Raw genomic sequence first — 17,920 nt, 5'->3', positions numbered from 1 at the left:
CCTGGTGTTCCCCTTCGCTCGACCTGCCGTTCGTAGTGGCCCCACCGCCGGTGGACGTACCAGCGGACGGCGCCCGACCTACGGAGAATCGCGCAGTGGCCGCCGCCCCCGCCCAGCTCTTCCCGCCCCGAACACCCGGACCGGCCCGCCTGGTGGTGCTGGTCTCCGGCTCCGGCACCAATCTGCAGGCGCTGATCGACGCCGTCGCCGACCCGGCCTACGGCGCGGAGATCATCGCGGTGGGCGCGGACCGGGACGGGATCGTCGGCCTGGAGCGGGCCGAGAAGGCTGGCCTGCCGACCTTCGTCCACCGGGTGAAGGACTTCCCGGACCGCGCGGACTGGGACCGCGCGCTGACCGCCTCCGTCGCCGCCCACCAGCCGGACCTGGTGGTCACGGCGGGCTTCATGAAGATCCTCGGCCCCGAGTTCATCGCGGCCTTCGGTGGGCGGATCGTCAACACCCACCCTGCACTGCTGCCCTCCTTCCCCGGCGCCCACGGCGTCACCGACGCGCTCGCGCACGGGGTGAAGGTCACCGGCTGCACCGTCCACCTGGTCGACGCCGGGGTGGACACCGGGCCGATCATCGCGCAGGGCGTCGTCGAGGTCGTCGACGCCGACCACGCCGATGGCGGCGAAGCGCTGCACGAGCGCATCAAGACTGTCGAGCGCAAGCTGCTCGTCGACGTCGTGGGCCGGCTGGCCCGCGAGGGCCACCGCATCGAGGACCGAAAGGTATGGATCCCGGCACATGAGTGAGCGGAGCGAACGAATCATCGAGAAGGGTGCCTGGCGCGCAGCGCCCGCCGAGCGCAGCGAGGTGGGAGCATGAACGCCGGCTCCACCACCGCGCCCGTTTCGGAGAACGTCCGTCCGATCCGTCGCGCGCTGATCAGCGTGTACGACAAGACCGGTCTGGAGGAGCTGGCCCGGGGCCTGCACGCCGCCGGGGTCGCCATCGTCTCCACCGGCTCCACCGCCGGCCGGATCGCCGCCGCCGGGGTCCCGGTGACCGAGGTCTCCGAGCTGACCGGCTTCCCGGAGTGCCTGGACGGGCGCGTGAAGACGCTGCACCCCCGCGTGCACGCTGGCGTGCTCGCCGACCTGCGCCTGGAGTCGCACCGCGCCCAGCTGGCCGAGCTGGGCGTCGAGCCCTTCGACCTGGTCGTGGTGAACCTCTACCCGTTCAAGGCGACCGTCGCCTCGGGCGCCACCCCGGACGAGTGCGTCGAGCAGATCGACATCGGCGGCCCGAGCATGGTCCGCGCCGCCGCCAAGAACCACCCGTCGGTGGCCGTGGTGGTCGACCCGGCCCGCTACGACGACGTGCTGACGGCCGTTCAGGAGGGCGGCTTCGACCTGGCCACCCGCAAGCGCCTGGCCGGTGCCGCCTTCGCCCACACCGCCGCGTACGACGTGGCCGTCGCCTCCTGGTTCGAGGCCGGCTACGCGCCGAGCGACGAGCGTTTCCCCGAGTTCCTGGGCTCCACCTGGGAGCGGCAGAGCGTGCTGCGCTACGGCGAGAACCCGCACCAGGGCGCCGCGCTGTACAGCGACGGCACGGGCGGCCTGGCCGGCGCGCAGCAGTTGCACGGCAAGGAGATGTCGTACAACAACTACGTCGACACCGACGCCGCCCGCCGCGCCGCGTACGACCACGCCGAGCCGGCCGTCGCGATCATCAAGCACGCCAACCCGTGCGGCATCGCGACCGGCGCCGACGTCGTCGAGGCGCACCGCAAGGCGCACGAGTGCGACCCGGTCTCCGCGTACGGCGGCGTGATCGCGGTCAACCGCCCGGTCACCGTCGAGCTGGCCGAGCAGATCGCCCCGATCTTCACCGAGGTCGTCGTGGCCCCCGGCTACGAGGAGGGCGCCGTCGAGGTGCTGGCCCGCAAGAAGAACCTGCGGGTGCTCGTCGCTCCCGAGGCGCCGGCCAACCGCCAGGAGGTCCGCCCGGTCTCCGGCGGCGTGCTGCTCCAGGACGCCGACCGGGTGCAGGCCGAGGGCGACGACCCGGCGAACTGGACGCTGGCGACCGGCGAGGCGCTCTCCGAGGCCGAGCTGGCCGAGCTGGCCTTCGCCTGGCGGGCCTGCCGGGCCGTCAAGTCCAACGCGATCCTGCTGGCCAAGGACGGCGCCTCGGTCGGCGTCGGCATGGGCCAGGTCAACCGGGTCGACTCCTGCAAGCTCGCGGTCGAGCGGGCCGGCGAGCGGGCCAAGGGCTCGTACGCGGCGTCGGACGCCTTCTTCCCGTTCCCGGACGGCCCGGAGATCCTGATCGCCGCGGGCGTCAAGGCGATCGTCCAGCCGGGCGGTTCGATCCGCGACGAGCAGGTCATCGAGGCGGCCGCCAAGGCGGGCGTGACGATGTACTTCACCGGCGCGCGCCACTTCTTCCACTGAGCCGCCGACGGCTGACGGTACGACAGAGCGGCCCGGCCCCCGATGGAGGGAGCCGGGCCGCTCTGTCCGTGCTGGTGCCGGCCGGTCAGTAGCGCGGCCGGTTGAACCAGGCAATGCCGTCCTGGGTGCACATGGCGACGATCCAGATGACGGAGATCGCGATCCACAGCCCGCCGATGACCATGCCGTACCCGGCGCCCGCGCCCACCGTGGAGGCCCCGGTGATAGCGCTGATCAGCACCCCGATACCGAGCAGCACGGCGATCGAGCCGTACACGATGGTGGTGATCCTGGTGGCGTTGCCGCCACGGCCGAACTTCACCCCGAGCGTGATGGAGAGCACCGAGGCGAGCAGATAGACGATCCCGAGGACCAGGCCGATGCCCGCCGCCATGTTGCCGAAGACCGCGGCGTCGCTGGACGCGCTGTGCTTGTCGGCGTTGTTCTTGGCACCCGCGGCCACGAGCAGCAGGAAACCCGTGATGAGGACCTGCGTACCGCCCACGACGAACAGCAGCACCCGGGCGGTCATCACCAGGCCCGGCATGGACTGCGGCACGTTCGGCGGGTAGCCGTAGCCGTAGCCCGGGGCCTGCTGCGGGTAGCCGTAGCCCAGGCTGGCCTGCGGGGCCTGCTGCGGGTAGCCGTAGCCGGGCGCGGCCGGCTGCTGGCCGTACGGGTTGTTCGGGTCGGGCGGGTAACTCATGGATGCCTCCGGGCAGTTGCGGGGACAGGGCGGCGGAGGACCGGTTGCGGCCGGTGAGTCGGCCTGTCACCGGGGCCGGGTCACGGCATCAGTACCGCGGCCGGTTGAACCAGTTGACGCCGTCCTGGACGCACATGGCGGTGATCCAGATGACGCTGATCGCCAGCCACAGGAAGGCCATCACCAGGCCCACGGCCGTGCCGGCGCTGATGGCGGCCAGCAGGATCAGCAGGCCGACCAGGCCGCCGAGCGCGCCGTACACGATGGTGGTGACCCGGACGGAGTTGCCGCCCTTGCCGAACTTGGCGCCGAGCGTGATGGAGAGCGCGGCGAACAGTCCGAACAGGACGGCGACCACGATCACGACGGCGGCGGCGGCGTCGCCCATCGCGGTGAACGGGTTGTCGCTGGTCGTGTGCTTGATGCTGTTGGTGGCGTCCTTGGCGGCAGCCCCGATGATCAGGTAGATGATCGCGAGGATCGTCTGAACGCCGCCCACGATGAACAGCAGCACCCGGGCGGTCATCACCAGGCCCGGCATGGACTGCGGCACGGCCGGCGCGTAGCCGTAGCCCGGAGCGACCGGCGGGGCCTGCTGCGGGTAGCCGTAGCCCGGGGCGACCGGCGGCGGGGCCTGCTGGGGGTAGCCGTAGCCGGGAGCGGCCGGCGGCTGGCCGTACGGGTTGTTCGGGTCGGGCGGGTAACTCATGGATGCCTCCGGGCAGTTACGGGACGCGGGGACGGGACGGCGGAGGACCCGGTTGCGGCCGGCGAGTCGGGTCGGCGACAGAACGGGACGGTAGCGGGGCACAGTGACAGCCCGGCGGCGGTGACGGGCGCGGCCGGCTCAGCAGTGTGATGAGGAACGGGCGAGCAAGGGCCGGGACGGGCACGGCACGGCGAGGACGGCGCCGCGATGGTCGGGCTGCTCGGTCTGCTGTGGTCGGATCACTGGCTCTTTCCCCCGGATACGCCCCGCCGCGGGATCCGTCGGCCCGTCACCGGGCCGGGTCGCGGCAGGGAATGCCCGCATATCGTCAACCGGACGGCAGTACCGTGTCCAGCCGGTTCCGGGTGCCGGGCCAAGACTGTGGCGCAACCGCAATGTGGTGCGGACGTTCCGTGCCCGTCCGGTCGGCGGAGCGGCCCCGGTACGGACGCCGGTCGCGATCCGGGAGAATGGGGTCATGACTGCCCAGATTCTCGATGGCAAGGCCACCGCGGCCGCGATCAAGTCCGAACTCGCCGCCCGCGTGGCGGCCCTCAAGGCGAAGGGCGTCACGCCCGGCCTCGGCACCGTCCTGGTCGGCGACGACCCGGGCAGCCGCTGGTACGTCAACGGGAAGCACAAGGACTGCGCCGAGGTCGGCATCGCCTCGATCCAGCGCGAGCTGCCCGCCACCGCCACCCAGGAGGACGTCGAGAACGTCGTCCGCGAGCTCAACGCCGACCCTTCCTGCACCGGCTACATCGTCCAGCTGCCGCTGCCCAAGGGCCTGGACCAGAACCCGGTCCTGGAGCTGATGGACCCGGACAAGGACGCCGACGGCCTGCACCCGACCTCGCTGGGCCGGCTCGCCCTGGGCATCGACGGCCCGCTGCCGTGCACCCCGCTGGGCATCGTCGAGCTGCTGCGCCGCCACGACGTCGAGATCAACGGCGCCGAGGTGGTCGTGGTCGGCCGCGGCATCACCGTCGGCCGCTCGATCGGCCTGCTGCTGACCCGCCGCAGCGAGAACGCCACCGTGACCCTGTGCCACACCGGCACCCGCGACCTCAGCGCCCACCTGCGCAAGGCCGACATCATCGTGGCCGCCGCCGGTGTCCCGCACCTGGTCAAGCCGGAGGACGTCAAGCCGGGCGCGGCGGTGCTGGACGTGGGCGTCAGCCGCAGCGAGGGCAAGATCGTCGGCGACGTCCACCCGGGCGTGGCCGAGGTGGCCGGCTGGATCTCCCCGAACCCCGGCGGCGTGGGCCCGATGACCCGCGCGATGCTGCTCAACAACATCGTCGAGGCGGCCGAGCGCCGCGCCGGCGTCTGACCCCCGAGGGACGGCGAGCATGACTGAACCGCGACCGGCGCGGACCCGGCGCAGGCCGGTCAAGACCACCGGTACCCTGCCGCCCGAGGGCGCGGCCCCGGCCCTCGGGCGCGACCACGCCCTGCCGGTCCGGCAGTGGCCGATAACGCTGGTCCTGTCGGTGGTCGGTGCCGGCCTCGCGGTCACCTGGTTCGCCGACTTCAAGGACGGCTTCAAGTACGGGCTGCTGATCCTCGGCGCCGGGGTGCTGCTCGGCGCGGTGCTGCGGCTGGTGCTGCCCGAGGTCGGGATGCTGGCGGTGCGCAGCCGCTTCACCGACGTGATCGTGCTGACCTTCCTGGGCGCCTCGATCGTGCTGCTGACCCTGGTGGCGCAGCCGAACCCGTGGTTGGAGTTCCCGCTGCTCGACAACATCGGCCAGTTGATCGGTCGGCCCAAGCACTGAGGCCCACTCGCGAACGCGGCCCCCGCCCGGAGACTCCGGCCGGGGGCCGCGGTGCGTCCGTGGCGCGTCAGCCGCGCCTGCTGTGACGCATCAGCCACGCCCGCACACGCGGCGTACGCTTCCCTTTGCGATAACCTGACGCCGGTCTCTCGATGTCGAGAGATCATCCCTGGCTCCAGTGCCGGTGTGCCTGGGGCACCTGGCGATTTGCTGGAGAAGGTAGAAATGACCCGCACCCCCGTCAACGTCACCATCACCGGCGCGGCCGGCCAGATCGGCTACGCGCTGCTCTTCCGCATCGCCTCGGGCCACCTGCTCGGTGCCGACGTGCCGGTGAACCTCCGCCTCCTGGAGATCCCGCAGGGCCTCAAGGCCGCCGAGGGCACCGCCATGGAGCTCGTCGACTGCGCCTTCCCGCTGCTGCGCGACATCAAGATCACCGACAACCCGAACGAGGCCTTCGACGGCGCCAACGTCGCGCTGCTGGTCGGCGCCCGTCCGCGCACCGCCGGCATGGAGCGCGGCGACCTGCTGCAGGCCAACGGCGGCATCTTCGGCCCGCAGGGCAAGGCCATCAACGACCACGCCGCGGACGACATCAAGGTCCTGGTCGTCGGCAACCCGGCCAACACCAACGCCCTGATCGCCCAGCGCAACGCCCCGGACGTCCCGGCCGAGCGCTTCACCGCGATGACCCGCCTGGACCACAACCGCGCGGTCGGCCAGCTGTCCGCCAAGACCGGCGCCCTGGTCTCCGACATCAAGCGCGTCACCATCTGGGGCAACCACTCCGCCACCCAGTACCCGGACATCTTCCAGGCCGAGGTCGCCGGCAAGCCGGCCTTCGAGGCCGTCGGCAGCGACCTGGCCTGGCTGGAGAACGACTTCATCCCGACCGTCGCCAAGCGTGGCGCCGCCATCATCGACGCCCGCGGCGCCTCCTCGGCCGCCTCGGCCGCCAACGCCGCCATCGACCACGTGTACACCTGGGTCAACGGCACCGCCGAGGGTGACTGGACCTCCATGGGCGTCGTCTCCGACGGCTCCTACGACGTCCCGGCCGGCCTGATCTCCTCCTTCCCGGTCACCACCAAGGACGGCAAGTTCGAGATCGTCCAGGGCCTGGAGATCTCCGACTTCTCCCGCGCCCGCATCGACGCCTCGGTCAAGGAGCTGACCGAGGAGCGCGACGCGGTCCAGGAGCTGGGCCTCATCTGAGTCCCGCCCGCACGGTCCGTCCGGACGGCCCGCCGTCTCCCGAAACCGGGGGGCGGCGGGCCGCCGCCGTGTTCGGGACCCCGTACACACCGGCCACCTACACTGGCCCGCTGTGAACGAAACCCTCGGGGACGCCGCGCTCGTCCTCGTCTTCATCCTGCTGGGCGGGCTGTTCAACGTCGCCGAGATCTCGCTGATCTCGCTGCGCGAGGGCCAGATCCGGACGCTGGAGGCGCACGGCACCCGGCGCTCGGCCCGGGCCGCGCACCTGGCGGCCGACCCCAACCGCTTCCTGGCCGCCGTCCAGGTCGGGGTGACCTGCATGGGCTTCCTGTCCGCCGCCTTCGGCGCGGACACCCTGGCCGGCAAGGTCGCCCCGCTGTTCGTCGACGCCGGGCTGTCCCAGGGGGTGGCCGACGCGCTCGCCCTGGTCGGCCTCACCCTGGTGATCAGTTACGTCTCGCTGGTGCTCGGCGAGCTCACCCCCAAGCGGATCGGCCTGCAGCGCGCCGAGTCCATCGCGCTGGTCGCAGCCCCCGTGGTGGACGTGATGTCGGTGGTGCTGCGGCCGGTGATCTGGCTGCTCGGCCACTCCACCAATCTGATGGTCCGCCTGCTCGGGGGCGACCCGGCGGCCGGGCGCGGCTCGATGAGCTCCGAGGAACTGCGCGGCCTGGTCGCCGCCAACACCGAACTGGGCAGCGACGAACGGGCGTTGATCGCCGATGTGTTCGCCGCCGGGGAGCGTCAGCTGCGCGAGGTGATGGTCCCGCGCACCGAGGTGACCTTCCTGGACGCCGAGCGCCCGCTGGCCGCCGTACGGCACCAGGCCGAGACCTCGCCGCACTCCCGCTACCCGGTGGTCGAGGGCAGTGCCGACGTCGTGGTCGGCTTCGTCCACGTCCGCGACCTGTACGGCGCCCGTGGCGAGCAGGCCGCCAAGGTCCGCGACCTGGCCCGCCCGGTCAAGCTGCTGCCCGGCACCAAGCTGGTGCTGGAGGCGATGGGCGAGATGCGCCGGGAGGGCCACCACCTGGCCATCGTGGTGGACGAGTACGGCGGCACCGCCGGGATCGTCACCCTGGAGGACCTGGTCGAGGAGGTGATCGGCGAGATCCGGGACGAGTACGACCGGCCGGAGACCACCACCACCCGCCGGCTGGCCGGCGGCGGCATGGAACTGGACGGCCTGCTCAACCTGGGTGACTTCGAGGAGGAGACCGGCGTGTCCCTCCCCGAGGGCCCGTACGAGACGGTGGCCGGCTGCCTGGTCGCCTCGCTGGGCCGGTTGCCCAGGGACGGTGACCAGGCCCGCATCCCGCTCGACGGCGGGGGAGCGGTGCTGCTGACGGTGGCGAAGGTGGAGGGCCGGCGGATCGCCCGGGTGAGGGTGAGTGCCGTCACACCGGCCGAACCTCCGGGGGCGGACGTTTCCTGAGCGACCGGTGGAACTGGAACAATGGCCCGCATGGTCAACGCAGCGGTCACTGGTCCGGTCAAGGACCGTCCCCGGGTGCTCTCCGGCATCCAGCCCACCTCCGGCTCGTTCCACCTCGGCAACTACCTGGGCGCGGTGCGTCAGTGGGTCGACCTGCAGAAGGAGAACGACGCCTTCTACATGGTCGTCGACCTGCACGCGATCACCGTGCCGCAGGACCCGGCGACTCTGCGCCAGAACACCCGGATCTCCGCCGCCCAGCTGCTCGGCGCCGGCCTGGACCCGGAGCACTGCACCCTGTTCGTCCAGTCGCACGTGCCCGAGCACGCGCAGCTCGCCTGGGTGATGAACTGCCTCACCGGCTTCGGCGAGGCCTCCCGGATGACCCAGTTCAAGGACAAGTCCTCCCGGTACGGCGCCGACAGCACCACCGTCGGCCTGTTCACCTACCCGATCCTGCAGATCGCGGACATCCTGCTCTACCAGGCGGACGCCGTCCCGGTCGGCGAGGACCAGCGCCAGCACGTGGAGATCACCCGCGACATCGCGGAGCGCTTCAACTCGCGCTACAGCCCGACGTTCACGATCCCCAAGCCGTACATCCTCAAGGAGACGGCGAAGATCATGGACCTCCAGGACCCGGGCATCAAGATGAGCAAGTCGGCCTCCTCGCCCAAGGGCCTGGTCAGCCTGCTGGACGACCCGAAGGTCAGCGCCAAGAAGTTCAAGAGCGCCGTGACCGACACCGGCACCGTCGTCTCCTACGACGAGGAGCAGAAGCCGGGCGTCTCCAACCTGCTGAGCATCCACTCCGCGCTCAGCGGCCAGTCGGTCGAGCAGTTGGTCGCGCACTTCGAGGGCAAGATGTACGGCGCCCTGAAGACCGAGCTGGCCGAGCTGTTCACCGAGTGGGTCGCCCCCTTCCAGGAGCGCACCAGCACCTTCCTGGACGACCCGGCCGAGCTGGACCGGGTGCTGGCGGTCGGTGCCGGGAAGGCCCGCGCGGTGGCCTCCGAGACGCTGGCGACGGTGTACGACCGGATCGGCTTCCTCCCGGCCGCCAAGCGGTGACTCCCCTCACGCACCTGCCCGATGGGGGCGACCTTCCGGAGGTCGTCACCATCGGCGTGTCCGTGAGCGTCCCGGATCCGTACGGGGCGCGGATCCAGGACGCCCGGGCGGGGCACGGAGATCCGCAGGCCCGTTCGATACCGACGCACGTCACCCTGCTGCCGCCGACCGAGGTGCCGGCCGAGCTGCTGCCGAAGATCGAGGAGCACCTCGCCACGGTGGCGGCCGCGCACCGGCCGTTCCGGATGCTGCTGCGCGGCGGCGGCACCTTCCGCCCGGTCTCCCCGGTGGTGTTCGTCCGGGTCGAGGAGGGCGCGCAGGAGTGCCGACTGCTGGAGGCGGATGTCCGCTCCGGCCCGCTGGCCCGTGAGCTGGCCTTCCCGTACCACCCGCACGTGACGGTCGCGCACGGACTGCCGGACGACGTGCTGGACCAGGCGTACGAGCAGGCGCGCGGCTTCCGGGCGTCCTTCACCGTCCCGGGCTTCTCGCTCTCCCGCTTCGACGCGGACGAGGTCTGGCGGCCCTGGCGGGGCTACTCCTTCTCCTGAGCCGGCCTTCCTTCGGGCTGGTTTCCGTCTACCCGTGCGTCTGAAGACCCTGCGCCCGTGGAACCGCGCACCGCCCTGTCGGCGTCGCGCGCACGGGGGCAGGGCAGCGAACCATCCGTCGGCCGTGCCATCGGGCCGGAGCGCCCTCGTCGGCCAGACCCTCGACGACCAGCGCCGAGGACCTCGGAACGGTACGCGCGCAAGCTGTTCACACGTCACGTCATCCGTGCCGGTCGCTCTTCGTTACCGCTGATTGTTGCGGCAGGGGAGAAATCGCGACCGGGCCCTTTTTCATTTGCGAGTCACGTCACGTTCCAGTCGGTCGCTTTATTCGACTTCATCTGAATTGATCCCCGTTGCGACGCGCGACAGACTCCTTTCTTCTCATCGTTTTCTGATGATCTATTGACGCCGCTTTGCCTTCCTGTGGCGATCCGCTCCGCACTCTGCCCAGCCTTGCCCGTCACGCCTCTGTGCCGCCACCCGGCGCTCGCGGCGTGATCAGCCCATGACCATCACCGCCTTCCTGAAGGCGTACTTCCCCGTCCCCTCGTCCTTCGAGTAGGCCGACGCGAAAGGGGCGCCTGCTCGGCTGCCTCCGGAAGCGCCGAGGCGCCCGGCGCGAACCGCGCCGGGCGCCTCGGAGGATGCCTGTGACTACTCCTTGCGGAGCATCGCGTCGACCACCCGGGCGGAGGCCTTGCCGTCGTCCAGGTCGCAGTACGCCTCACGGAACGCGGCCGCCTTGTCGGCGTACTCGGCCGCGACCTCGTCCACCCGGCCGAGCGCGGCGACCAGCTCCTCGGAGGTGGCCAGCAGCGGACCGGGCGCCTCGGCCTCGAAGTCCAGGCTGAAGCCGCGCAGGTTGTCCCGGTAGTGCTCCAGGTCGTGGGTGAAGAAGAGCATCGGCTTGCCGGTGGTGGCGAAGTCGAACACGCTCGCCGAGTAGTCGGTCACCAGCACGTCGGCGATCAGCAGCAGTTCCGCCATGTCGGGGTAGCTGCCCACGTCCCAGATGTAGCCGTTGCCGGCGCCCGGGATCTGGCCGCACATCATGTTGTGCCGGCGCACCAGCAGCACCTGGTCGTCACCGAGCGCGGCCCTGGCCGCCGCCAGGTCGATCCGCAGGTCGATCTGGTAGCCGCCGTTCGGCCGGCGCCGGTCCTCGCGCCAGGTCGGCGCGTACAGCACGACCTGCTTGCCCTCGGGCAGGCCGAGCCGTTCGCGAACCTGTTCGGCCGTCTTCTCCCGGTCGGCCGCGAACAGAAGGTCATTCCGGGGCGAACCGCTTTCCAGGATCTCGCCCTTGAAATCGAACGCGCGCTTCAGCACCGGCGCCGACCAGCTGTTGCCGGCCACCAGCAGGCTCCAGTTCGGAATCTCGCGGATCAGGCCCTTGAGGTAGTTGGAGTCGGTGAACCAGACCTTCTCGAAGTCGAAGCCGACCTGCTTCAGCGGGGTGCCCTGCCAGGTCTGCAGGACCACCTGGCCGGGGCGGCGGACGAAGAAGTCGGGCAGGTGGGTGCCGGTGACGATGTACTTGGCGGTCGCCAGCGCCTCGAACCACTCCGGGCTCCAGAGCCGGATCGGGGTCGCCGACTGCGGCAGGTCGGCCTGCAGGTCGTCGCTGCCCCACAGGTGCTCCAGCGGCAGGCCGCGGCGGACCAGCTCCTGGTGGATCGCCTTCGGCGAGTCCGCGTACACGCTGCCGTGCCCGGCGTTGTACAGCACCGTGTCGCGAACCGGCAGCTGGCGGGCGGTCGGGTAGTGGTCCGTGCGCAGCAGGCGCTGGCGGTAGCCAGCCCGCTCCTCGGGCAGCAGCGCCGCGTGCGACTCCAGCGACAGGCCGTCGTGGTAGCGGCGTTCCAGCCCGATCCGCTTGCCGCGGGACTCCACCTCCAGCGGCAGTGCGGCGAAGCAGCCCGGGGTGACCAGCGCCGAGGAGTCCGGCAGGTCGGCCACCGGCACGCCGACCGGGCGGAAGAAGACGCTCCAGGTACCGGCGGCGAGCGGCACCCGCCCGGCGAAGGAGGCGGTCGGCACGGCGGGCAGCGCCGTGCGGAACCGGCCGTCCGAGATCTCCACCGGGTAGACGTGCTCCTCCTCGCGCCAGTGGTGCCGGACCACCAGCTCCCAGCGGTGGGCGCCGGGCAGCGGGAAGGAACCGCTGAGCAGGAAGCCGTCGGCGCCGCGCGAGGCCACCTCGTCCACCAGCGGCTGCAGCAGCTGGTCGCAGAACTGCAGGTGGCCGCCCGGGGAGGGCTTGGAGTAGAGGGCCCGGCGCGGCTCGCCCGAGGACTGCGGGTCCAGCGGCAGGTGCAGCTGCTCAGGCGCGTTGCGGTCGTCCCAGGCCAGCCGGACGGTGCTGCCGTCGGCCAGCAGCAGTGCGGCGTCCCAGCGGTCGCGGCTGCGCTCGGCGGCCACCGGGTCCAGCTCGGCCCAGGCCTCGCGGACGGCGGTCAGCTCCGCGACCGGGAAGGAAGCCGTGAACGGCTGCAGCGCGCCGACCGGCGCGCTCAGCTCCAGCGGGAAGGACAGCTCGCGGTCGGACTCGAGGTGGGTGAGCTGCAGCCGGGCCCCGGCGAAGCTCACCCCGGAGCGGGCGGCGCCGGAGACCTCCACCCGGCCGCCGTGCGCGGCCAGGCCGGTCACCCGGGCCTTGACGTTCTCCACGTGCAGGTAGACGAAGTTCTCCCGGACCCACGGCACGATCCGCACGTCCGGCTCGACCCAGTGCGCCGGGATGTACTCCGCGGTGTCGCTCCAGCCGGCCGAGACCCGGCCCTTGTACACCCCGCCCTTGCCCGCGCCGGCCACCAGGACGCGCCAGTGGCCGTCCTTCCACTGGCCGCGGTGCTTGAGCTTCTTCGGGTCCAGGGAGACGGTGAAGCCGGACCAGTCGCAGCTGTACAGGTCGTGGCTGCAGCTCGCGGTGGCCTCGGGGCTGTACTGGGTCTTCATCGGCACCGCGATGACCCGGCGGCCCTTGGCTTCGCGCAGCACCAGCGTGCGGACCATGTCGTGCTTGGTCGCCGCGCCCAGCTGCTCCGGGTACGCGTGCCCGGTCAGCCGCAGCTTCCCGCCCACCCAGGCGCTCTCGTACAGCCGGCTGCGCATGACCAGCGAATTGTCCAGCTTGAGCACGCCGGCCGGCACGCTCTTGCGCCCGCCGCGCAGGAACGGGTAGTCGGCGTACGGGCGCAGCAGACCGCGGGCCTGGACACCGCCGTTGCTCTCGCCCTCGTACTTGATCTGCTCGACGAACTCGTCGATCCGGCCCTGCAGGGTCAGGTGGTACTTCAGCCGCAGCGGCGCGCGCAGCTTGCGGACCTGCTCGGGGCCGATCGCCCGGAGCAGCCGGCCGACGTGCTGGATGTAGGCGTCCCGGTACTCCTTGTCGCCGTCCACGACGGACCAGAAGAACATCGGGATCTCCTCGACGAGGGTGTTCTCGTCGTAGGAGCGCAGGTACTGGGCGAAGCGCGGACCGGTCTGCTTCTTCAGCCAGCCGCGGACCAGCTCGACCGAGGCGACGCGGTCGACCAGGCCCTTGGGGTTGGTGCGCATCTGCGTGATCGACATCTCGCCGACCTCGCGCTCGCGCCAGTGGTAGATCGGCTCGGAGAGCACGTCCACGCTCTTGGCCAGGTAGTGGTGCGGGACGCTGACCGGCGCGTCCTCGTACAGGATTCCCTCGGGGTAGAGCAGCCCGGCCGCGTCGAAGAACGAGCGGCGGTACACCTTGTTCCACGCGGTGCGGTCGGTGACCAGCGCCGGGATCTCGGTGATGTGGGTCTTGAGCTTGGTCGCCTTGAACGGCTTCACGTGCCCGCCGGACTGGTAGTAGCCCACCGCGCGGAAGCGCAGCACGTTGCCGGTGCAGAAGTCCGAGCCGGTCTCGTCCAGCGTGTTGATCATCAGCTCGTACGCGCTGGGCGGCATCGAGTCGTCGCTGTCCACGAAGCACAGGAACTCGGCGTCCGGGTCGATGTGCCGGATGCCGGTGTTGCGGGCCGCGCCGAGGCCCTTGTTCACCTGGCGGACCAGCCGGAACCGGGAGTCCTTGGCCGCGTACGCCTCGGCGAGGGCCGCGCTGTCGTCCTTCGAACCGTCGTCGACCATGACGCACTCGAAGTCCGTGAAGGTCTGGGCGGCGATCGAGTCGAGGCATTCGACGAGATAGCGCTCGACGTTGTAGATCGGAACGACGATGGAGAGGCGGGGAGCCATCGGCTACGCAGGCCTTTCTCGGGAGGAGCGTGGCAGCCCGGTGGGGGCCTGGCCGCACATCGAATCGGTGCGTACGTGCGCCCCGATCCTACCTCCGGGCTCGGGGCCCCTCCCCGGGCCACTACGCTGGGCCCCGTGCCCCGCTTCAGCCTGATCGTCCCCGTGTACCAGGTCCAGGACTACCTCGCCGAGTGCCTCGACTCGGTCCTCGGCCAGGACGGCCCCGATGTCGAACTGATCGCGGTGGACGACCGCTCCCCGGACGGCTGCGGCGCCATGCTGGACGAGGCGGCCGCCGCCGACCCCCGGGTGCGGGTGCTGCACCTGCCGGAGAACGTCGGCCTCGGCCGGGCCCGCAACGCCGGCCTGGAGGTCGCCACCGGCGACTACGTGGTCTTCCTCGACAGCGACGACACCCTCACCCCCGGCCTGCTGAAGGCCGTCGACGACCGGCTCGCCGCCACCGGGGACCCGGACGTCCTGGTCTACGACTACGCCCGCACCTACGCCGACGGCCGGATCACCCGGGCCGCCTCCGGCCACGTCTTCGGCGCCGCCTCCCCGGACGTCTTCGACCTCGCCGCCCGCCCCGACCTGCTCGACCTGCTCCAGGTCGTCTGGAACAAGGCCTACCGCCGCGCCTTCATCGCCGAGCAGCAGCTGGTCTTCCCGGCCGGCTACTACGAGGACACCCCCTGGACGTACCCGGCGCTGCTCGCAGCCGCCAGCATCACCCTGCTCGACCGGGTCGGCGTGCACTACCGCCAGCGCCAGGAGGGCGGCAACATCCTGGCCACCGCCAGCCGCAAGCACTTCGACGTGTTCGCCCAGTACGACCTGGTCTTCGCCTTCCTCGACCGCCGCCCCGACCTGGACCGCTGGCGCCCGGTCGTCTACGGCAAGATGCTGCACCACCTCAACACCGTGGTCGCCAAGCCCGGCCGGGTCCCGGCCGGCGACCGCCGCGAGTACTTCCGCCGCGCCGCCGCGCACTGCGCCCGGCTGCGCCCGGCCGGCTACCGCCCGCCGGCCGGCGTGGACGGCGTGCGCACCGAACTGCTCAGCCAGGGCCGCTACGGCGCCTACCAGGCCGTCCGCGCCCTCGCCAAGGCCCGCCGACTCGTCAAGCGCTAGGACCTGTGCCTGACGGCCGTTCGGGGGACGGGCCGGTATAACCGGTCGGGTGGAATTCCTGACCCGCCTTCCGGTCATCGGCCCCCTGGCGACCCGGGTGCTGCGCAGCCGCCCGTACCGGGTGTACGAGTACTTCGCCGCCGCCCGCGGCAACCGGCTGGCCGGGGCCGTCACCTTCTTCGGATTCCTCGCCCTCTTCCCGCTGCTCACGGTGGGCCTGGCGATCGCCGTCGCGACGCTCGACGACAGCCAGGTGGACGCCTTGCAGAAGCGCATCTCCGAGCAGCTGCCCGGCATCTCGGACGCGCTCGACCTGCCGTCCCTGGTGGCCAACGCGGGCACGGTCGGACTGGTCAGCGGTGCGCTGCTGCTGATCTCCGGCCTCGGCTGGGTGGACACCATGCGCACCTCGATCCGGGACCTGTGGCAGCTGCCCGAGGAGAAGGGCAACCCGGTGCTGCGCAAGGCGCGGGACGTCGCGGTACTGGGCGGCCTCGGCCTAGTGTCGCTGTTCTCGCTGGCCGCCTCTGCCGCCGGGACGACGCTCGCCGGGCGGATCGCCGACGAGATCGGCCTCGGCAGCGGCTACCTGCTGACCGGGGTCGGCGTGCTGATCTCCATGGGGTGCGACACCCTGCTCTTCGCCTACCTGCTGGCGCCCTTCCCCGGGATCACCGGCCAGCACCGCCGGGACCTGCTGCGCGGCGCGCTGATCGGCGCGGTCGGCTTCGAACTGCTGAAGCTGCTGCTGGCCTCCTTCCTCGGCTCGGTCGCCGGGCGGAGCCTGTACGGGGCCTTCGCCACGCCGGTGGCGCTGCTGCTGTGGATCAACGTCGTCTGCCGGCTGCTGATGTACTGCGTGGCCTGGACGGCGACGGCCGACCCGGAGGCCGCCCGGGAGCGGACCAGGGCGCACGGCCGGGCGCTGCTGGCGGCGGCGGACGAGATGGAAGCGGCCCGACCTCCCGCGTGAGGCCGGGCCGGGGTAGGGCGACCCTCAGCCGTTCGAGGGCCAGGTCGTTCGGCGCCGCAGCACCGTCAGGGCCCACGCGCCCACCACGGCCCCGACCGCGACGACCGCGAGCCAGCCGGCGACGTCGATCCAGTCGTCCCCGTCATCCGATGCGGCCGACGCGGCCGATGCCGCCGGGGCGGACGACGACGGGTGCGGCGGCGGCTCGGGCAGTGCGGAGGCCTCACCCGCCTGGCCGGTCGGCTCGGCGTCGCCGGCCGGCAGCTCGTCCACCAGCCGGCCCACCGGCTGGACCTTGCCGGCCGCCGAGAAGCCCCAGTCCAGCAGTTCGGCCGTCTCGTCGTAGACCTTCTGGTACGACGCGGGGTGCATCACCGTCACCAGCAGCGTGCGGCCGTTTCGCTCGGCGGCGCCCACGAAGGTCGAGCCGGCGTTGGTGGTGGTGCCGTTCTTCACGCCGATCAGGCCGGGGTACTTGCCCAGCAGCCGGTCGGTGTTGGCGATCCCGAAGCTGCCGCGCTGGCCGGTGTTGCGGTCCACCGCGCCCGGGAACATCGCGGACCGGGTCGCGCAGTACGTCCGGAAGTCGGGGTTGCGCAGCCCGGCCCGGGCGAACAGCGACAGGTCGTAGGCCGAGGAGACCTGGCCGTCCATGTCGTAGCCGTCCGGGGAGATCACCTTGGTGTCCCGCGCCTGGAGGGCGTCCGCGCGCGCCTGCATCTCGGCGACGGTCCGCTGGATGCCGCCGTTCATGTGCGCGAGGACGTGCACGGCGTCGTTGCCCGAGCTGAGGAACACCCCGCGCCACAGGTCCTCGACGCGGTACTCGAGGTTTTCCTTGATCCCCACCAGGCTGCTGCCGGGGCCGATCCCCTGGATCTCCTCGTCCGCGACCTTGTGCACCGCGTTGCGGTCGAACTTCGGCAGCACGGTGTCGGCGAAGAGGATCTTCAGGGTGCTGGCCGGTGGCAGCCGCAGATGGGAGTTGTACGCCGCCAGCACGTCCCCGGTGGCGGCGTCGGAGACTATCCAGGACTGACCGGTCAGATCTCCCGGGAGCGCCGGCGCGCCGGTCAGCGGCGAGACCTGGACCCCGGACTGGCCGAGCTGGCCGCCCCCGACCACGGCCGACGGAGCCGGCTCGGACGGGGCCGCGACCGCCCCCGGGGCGGCGAGCAGCGCAGGGAGGACGGCGATGGCGGCGACGAGCCGGTGCGCGAGCTTTCGATGGCGTGCAGTCACCCGCAGACCGTACCCAGTCAGCGCCGCCACCGTTCGCCACGCCGCAGCGGTCCTCCCCACGAGGGGCCCGCCGTACGCCGATCGGCGGCCCGCGCATACTGGGGGTGCTGCACACCGCCTCCACACCGCCGCCGAGGACCCCGCATGAAGCTCAGCCGCCGCACCTCCTGGTTCCTGACCGCCTTCGGCGTCTGGTCGGTGATCATCTGGACGACCTTCGTCAAGAACCTGTGGAAGGACTCCGGAGGCCAGGCCTTCGTCAACGGCGACCACTCCCAGCCCACCGCCTTCTTCTGGATCCACCTCCTGCTCGCCGTCACCTCCTTCCTCCTCGGCATCGCCGTCGGCACCATCGGCGTGCGCGGCCTGCGCGCCACCCGCCGCAGCCCCGCCGTGGACTGAAATCCCCATTGCTGCTGTCGGTCCCCACTGGCAAGATCCTCACCGCTCTCACGCGCGTAC

General features: G+C 71.6%; 15 protein-coding genes. 11 read left to right on the top strand and 4 right to left on the bottom strand.

Translation table 11 applies throughout. The features are described from left to right. The first annotated feature begins 95 nt into the window (after positions 1–95). Entirely contained in the window at positions 96–761 is a 666-nt protein-coding gene (purN, locus tag ACWC9T_RS01880) for a phosphoribosylglycinamide formyltransferase (protein ID WP_449819105.1), read from the top strand. A gap of 69 nt (positions 762–830) precedes the next feature. After that, complete coding sequence (gene purH / locus ACWC9T_RS01875; RefSeq protein ID WP_449819104.1) at positions 831–2,408, top strand: bifunctional phosphoribosylaminoimidazolecarboxamide formyltransferase/IMP cyclohydrolase; 1,578 nt, start codon at positions 831–833, stop codon at positions 2,406–2,408. 85 nt (positions 2,409–2,493) lie between these two features. Here purH and ACWC9T_RS01870 read toward each other — a convergent pair whose 3' ends face one another. Together ACWC9T_RS01870 and ACWC9T_RS01865 are read right to left on the bottom strand one after the other, a co-directional pair. Next, a complete protein-coding gene (locus ACWC9T_RS01870) occupies positions 2,494–3,114 on the bottom strand; it encodes a hypothetical protein (RefSeq protein ID WP_449819103.1) in 621 nt (206 codons plus the stop codon). An 88-nt stretch (positions 3,115–3,202) separates the two neighbouring features. After that, positions 3,203–3,823, bottom strand: coding sequence for a hypothetical protein (locus ACWC9T_RS01865; protein ID WP_449819101.1), 621 nt, complete (start codon positions 3,821–3,823; stop codon positions 3,203–3,205). Between the two features lie 478 nt (positions 3,824–4,301). On the opposite strand from ACWC9T_RS01865, the gene ACWC9T_RS01860 reads away from it, so the two are divergent. The 6 genes from ACWC9T_RS01860 (at position 4,302) to ACWC9T_RS01835 (ending at position 9,879) form a co-directional block, all read left to right on the top strand. Further along, positions 4,302–5,156 (top strand): bifunctional methylenetetrahydrofolate dehydrogenase/methenyltetrahydrofolate cyclohydrolase, encoded by an 855-nt coding sequence (locus tag ACWC9T_RS01860; protein WP_449819100.1) that lies wholly within the window; start codon positions 4,302–4,304, stop codon positions 5,154–5,156. Between the two features lie 19 nt (positions 5,157–5,175). Further along, positions 5,176–5,601, top strand: a complete 426-nt coding sequence (locus tag ACWC9T_RS01855) for a DUF3017 domain-containing protein (protein WP_355669710.1) — start codon at positions 5,176–5,178, stop codon at positions 5,599–5,601. 225 nt (positions 5,602–5,826) lie between these two features. Beyond that, positions 5,827–6,819, top strand: a complete 993-nt coding sequence (locus tag ACWC9T_RS01850; RefSeq protein ID WP_449819099.1) for a malate dehydrogenase — start codon at positions 5,827–5,829, stop codon at positions 6,817–6,819. 112 nt (positions 6,820–6,931) lie between these two features. Next, the gene (locus tag ACWC9T_RS01845) at positions 6,932–8,257 is read left to right on the top strand and encodes a hemolysin family protein (protein WP_449819098.1); all 1,326 of its coding nucleotides are present in this window, start codon (positions 6,932–6,934) and stop codon (positions 8,255–8,257) included. A 30-nt stretch (positions 8,258–8,287) separates the two neighbouring features. Beyond that, positions 8,288–9,328 (top strand): tryptophan--tRNA ligase, encoded by a 1,041-nt coding sequence (gene trpS / locus ACWC9T_RS01840; RefSeq protein ID WP_449819097.1) that lies wholly within the window; start codon positions 8,288–8,290, stop codon positions 9,326–9,328. Between the two features lie 62 nt (positions 9,329–9,390). Next, entirely contained in the window at positions 9,391–9,879 is a 489-nt protein-coding gene (locus ACWC9T_RS01835) for a 2'-5' RNA ligase family protein (protein ID WP_449819096.1), read from the top strand. Positions 9,880–10,536: 657 nt separating this feature from the next. Here ACWC9T_RS01835 and ACWC9T_RS01830 read toward each other — a convergent pair. Further along, a complete protein-coding gene (locus ACWC9T_RS01830; protein ID WP_449819095.1) occupies positions 10,537–14,109 on the bottom strand; it encodes a CDP-glycerol glycerophosphotransferase family protein in 3,573 nt (1,190 codons plus the stop codon). Positions 14,110–14,244: 135 nt separating this feature from the next. Here ACWC9T_RS01830 and ACWC9T_RS01825 point away from each other — a divergent pair, with 135 nt between their 5' ends. Together ACWC9T_RS01825 and ACWC9T_RS01820 are read left to right on the top strand one after the other, a co-directional pair. After that, positions 14,245–15,243, top strand: coding sequence for a glycosyltransferase family 2 protein (locus tag ACWC9T_RS01825; RefSeq protein WP_449819094.1), 999 nt, complete (start codon positions 14,245–14,247; stop codon positions 15,241–15,243). Positions 15,244–15,292: 49 nt separating this feature from the next. Further along, on the top strand, positions 15,293–16,216 hold the full coding sequence (locus ACWC9T_RS01820; RefSeq protein ID WP_449819093.1) for a YihY/virulence factor BrkB family protein: 924 nt from the start codon (positions 15,293–15,295) through the stop codon (positions 16,214–16,216). A 24-nt stretch (positions 16,217–16,240) separates the two neighbouring features. Here the strand turns inward: ACWC9T_RS01820 and ACWC9T_RS01815 are convergent, their stop codons facing one another. Then, complete coding sequence (locus tag ACWC9T_RS01815; RefSeq protein WP_449819092.1) at positions 16,241–17,458, bottom strand: D-alanyl-D-alanine carboxypeptidase family protein; 1,218 nt, start codon at positions 17,456–17,458, stop codon at positions 16,241–16,243. Positions 17,459–17,602: 144 nt separating this feature from the next. Here ACWC9T_RS01815 and ACWC9T_RS01810 point away from each other — a divergent pair, with 144 nt between their 5' ends. After that, positions 17,603–17,860, top strand: a complete 258-nt coding sequence (locus ACWC9T_RS01810) for an SCO4848 family membrane protein (RefSeq protein WP_449819091.1) — start codon at positions 17,603–17,605, stop codon at positions 17,858–17,860. Positions 17,861–17,920: the final 60 nt, after the last annotated feature.

The sequence above is a fragment of the Kitasatospora sp. NPDC001159 genome (assembly GCF_053598235.1).
This window is presented reverse-complemented; position numbering and strand designations above follow the sequence as displayed.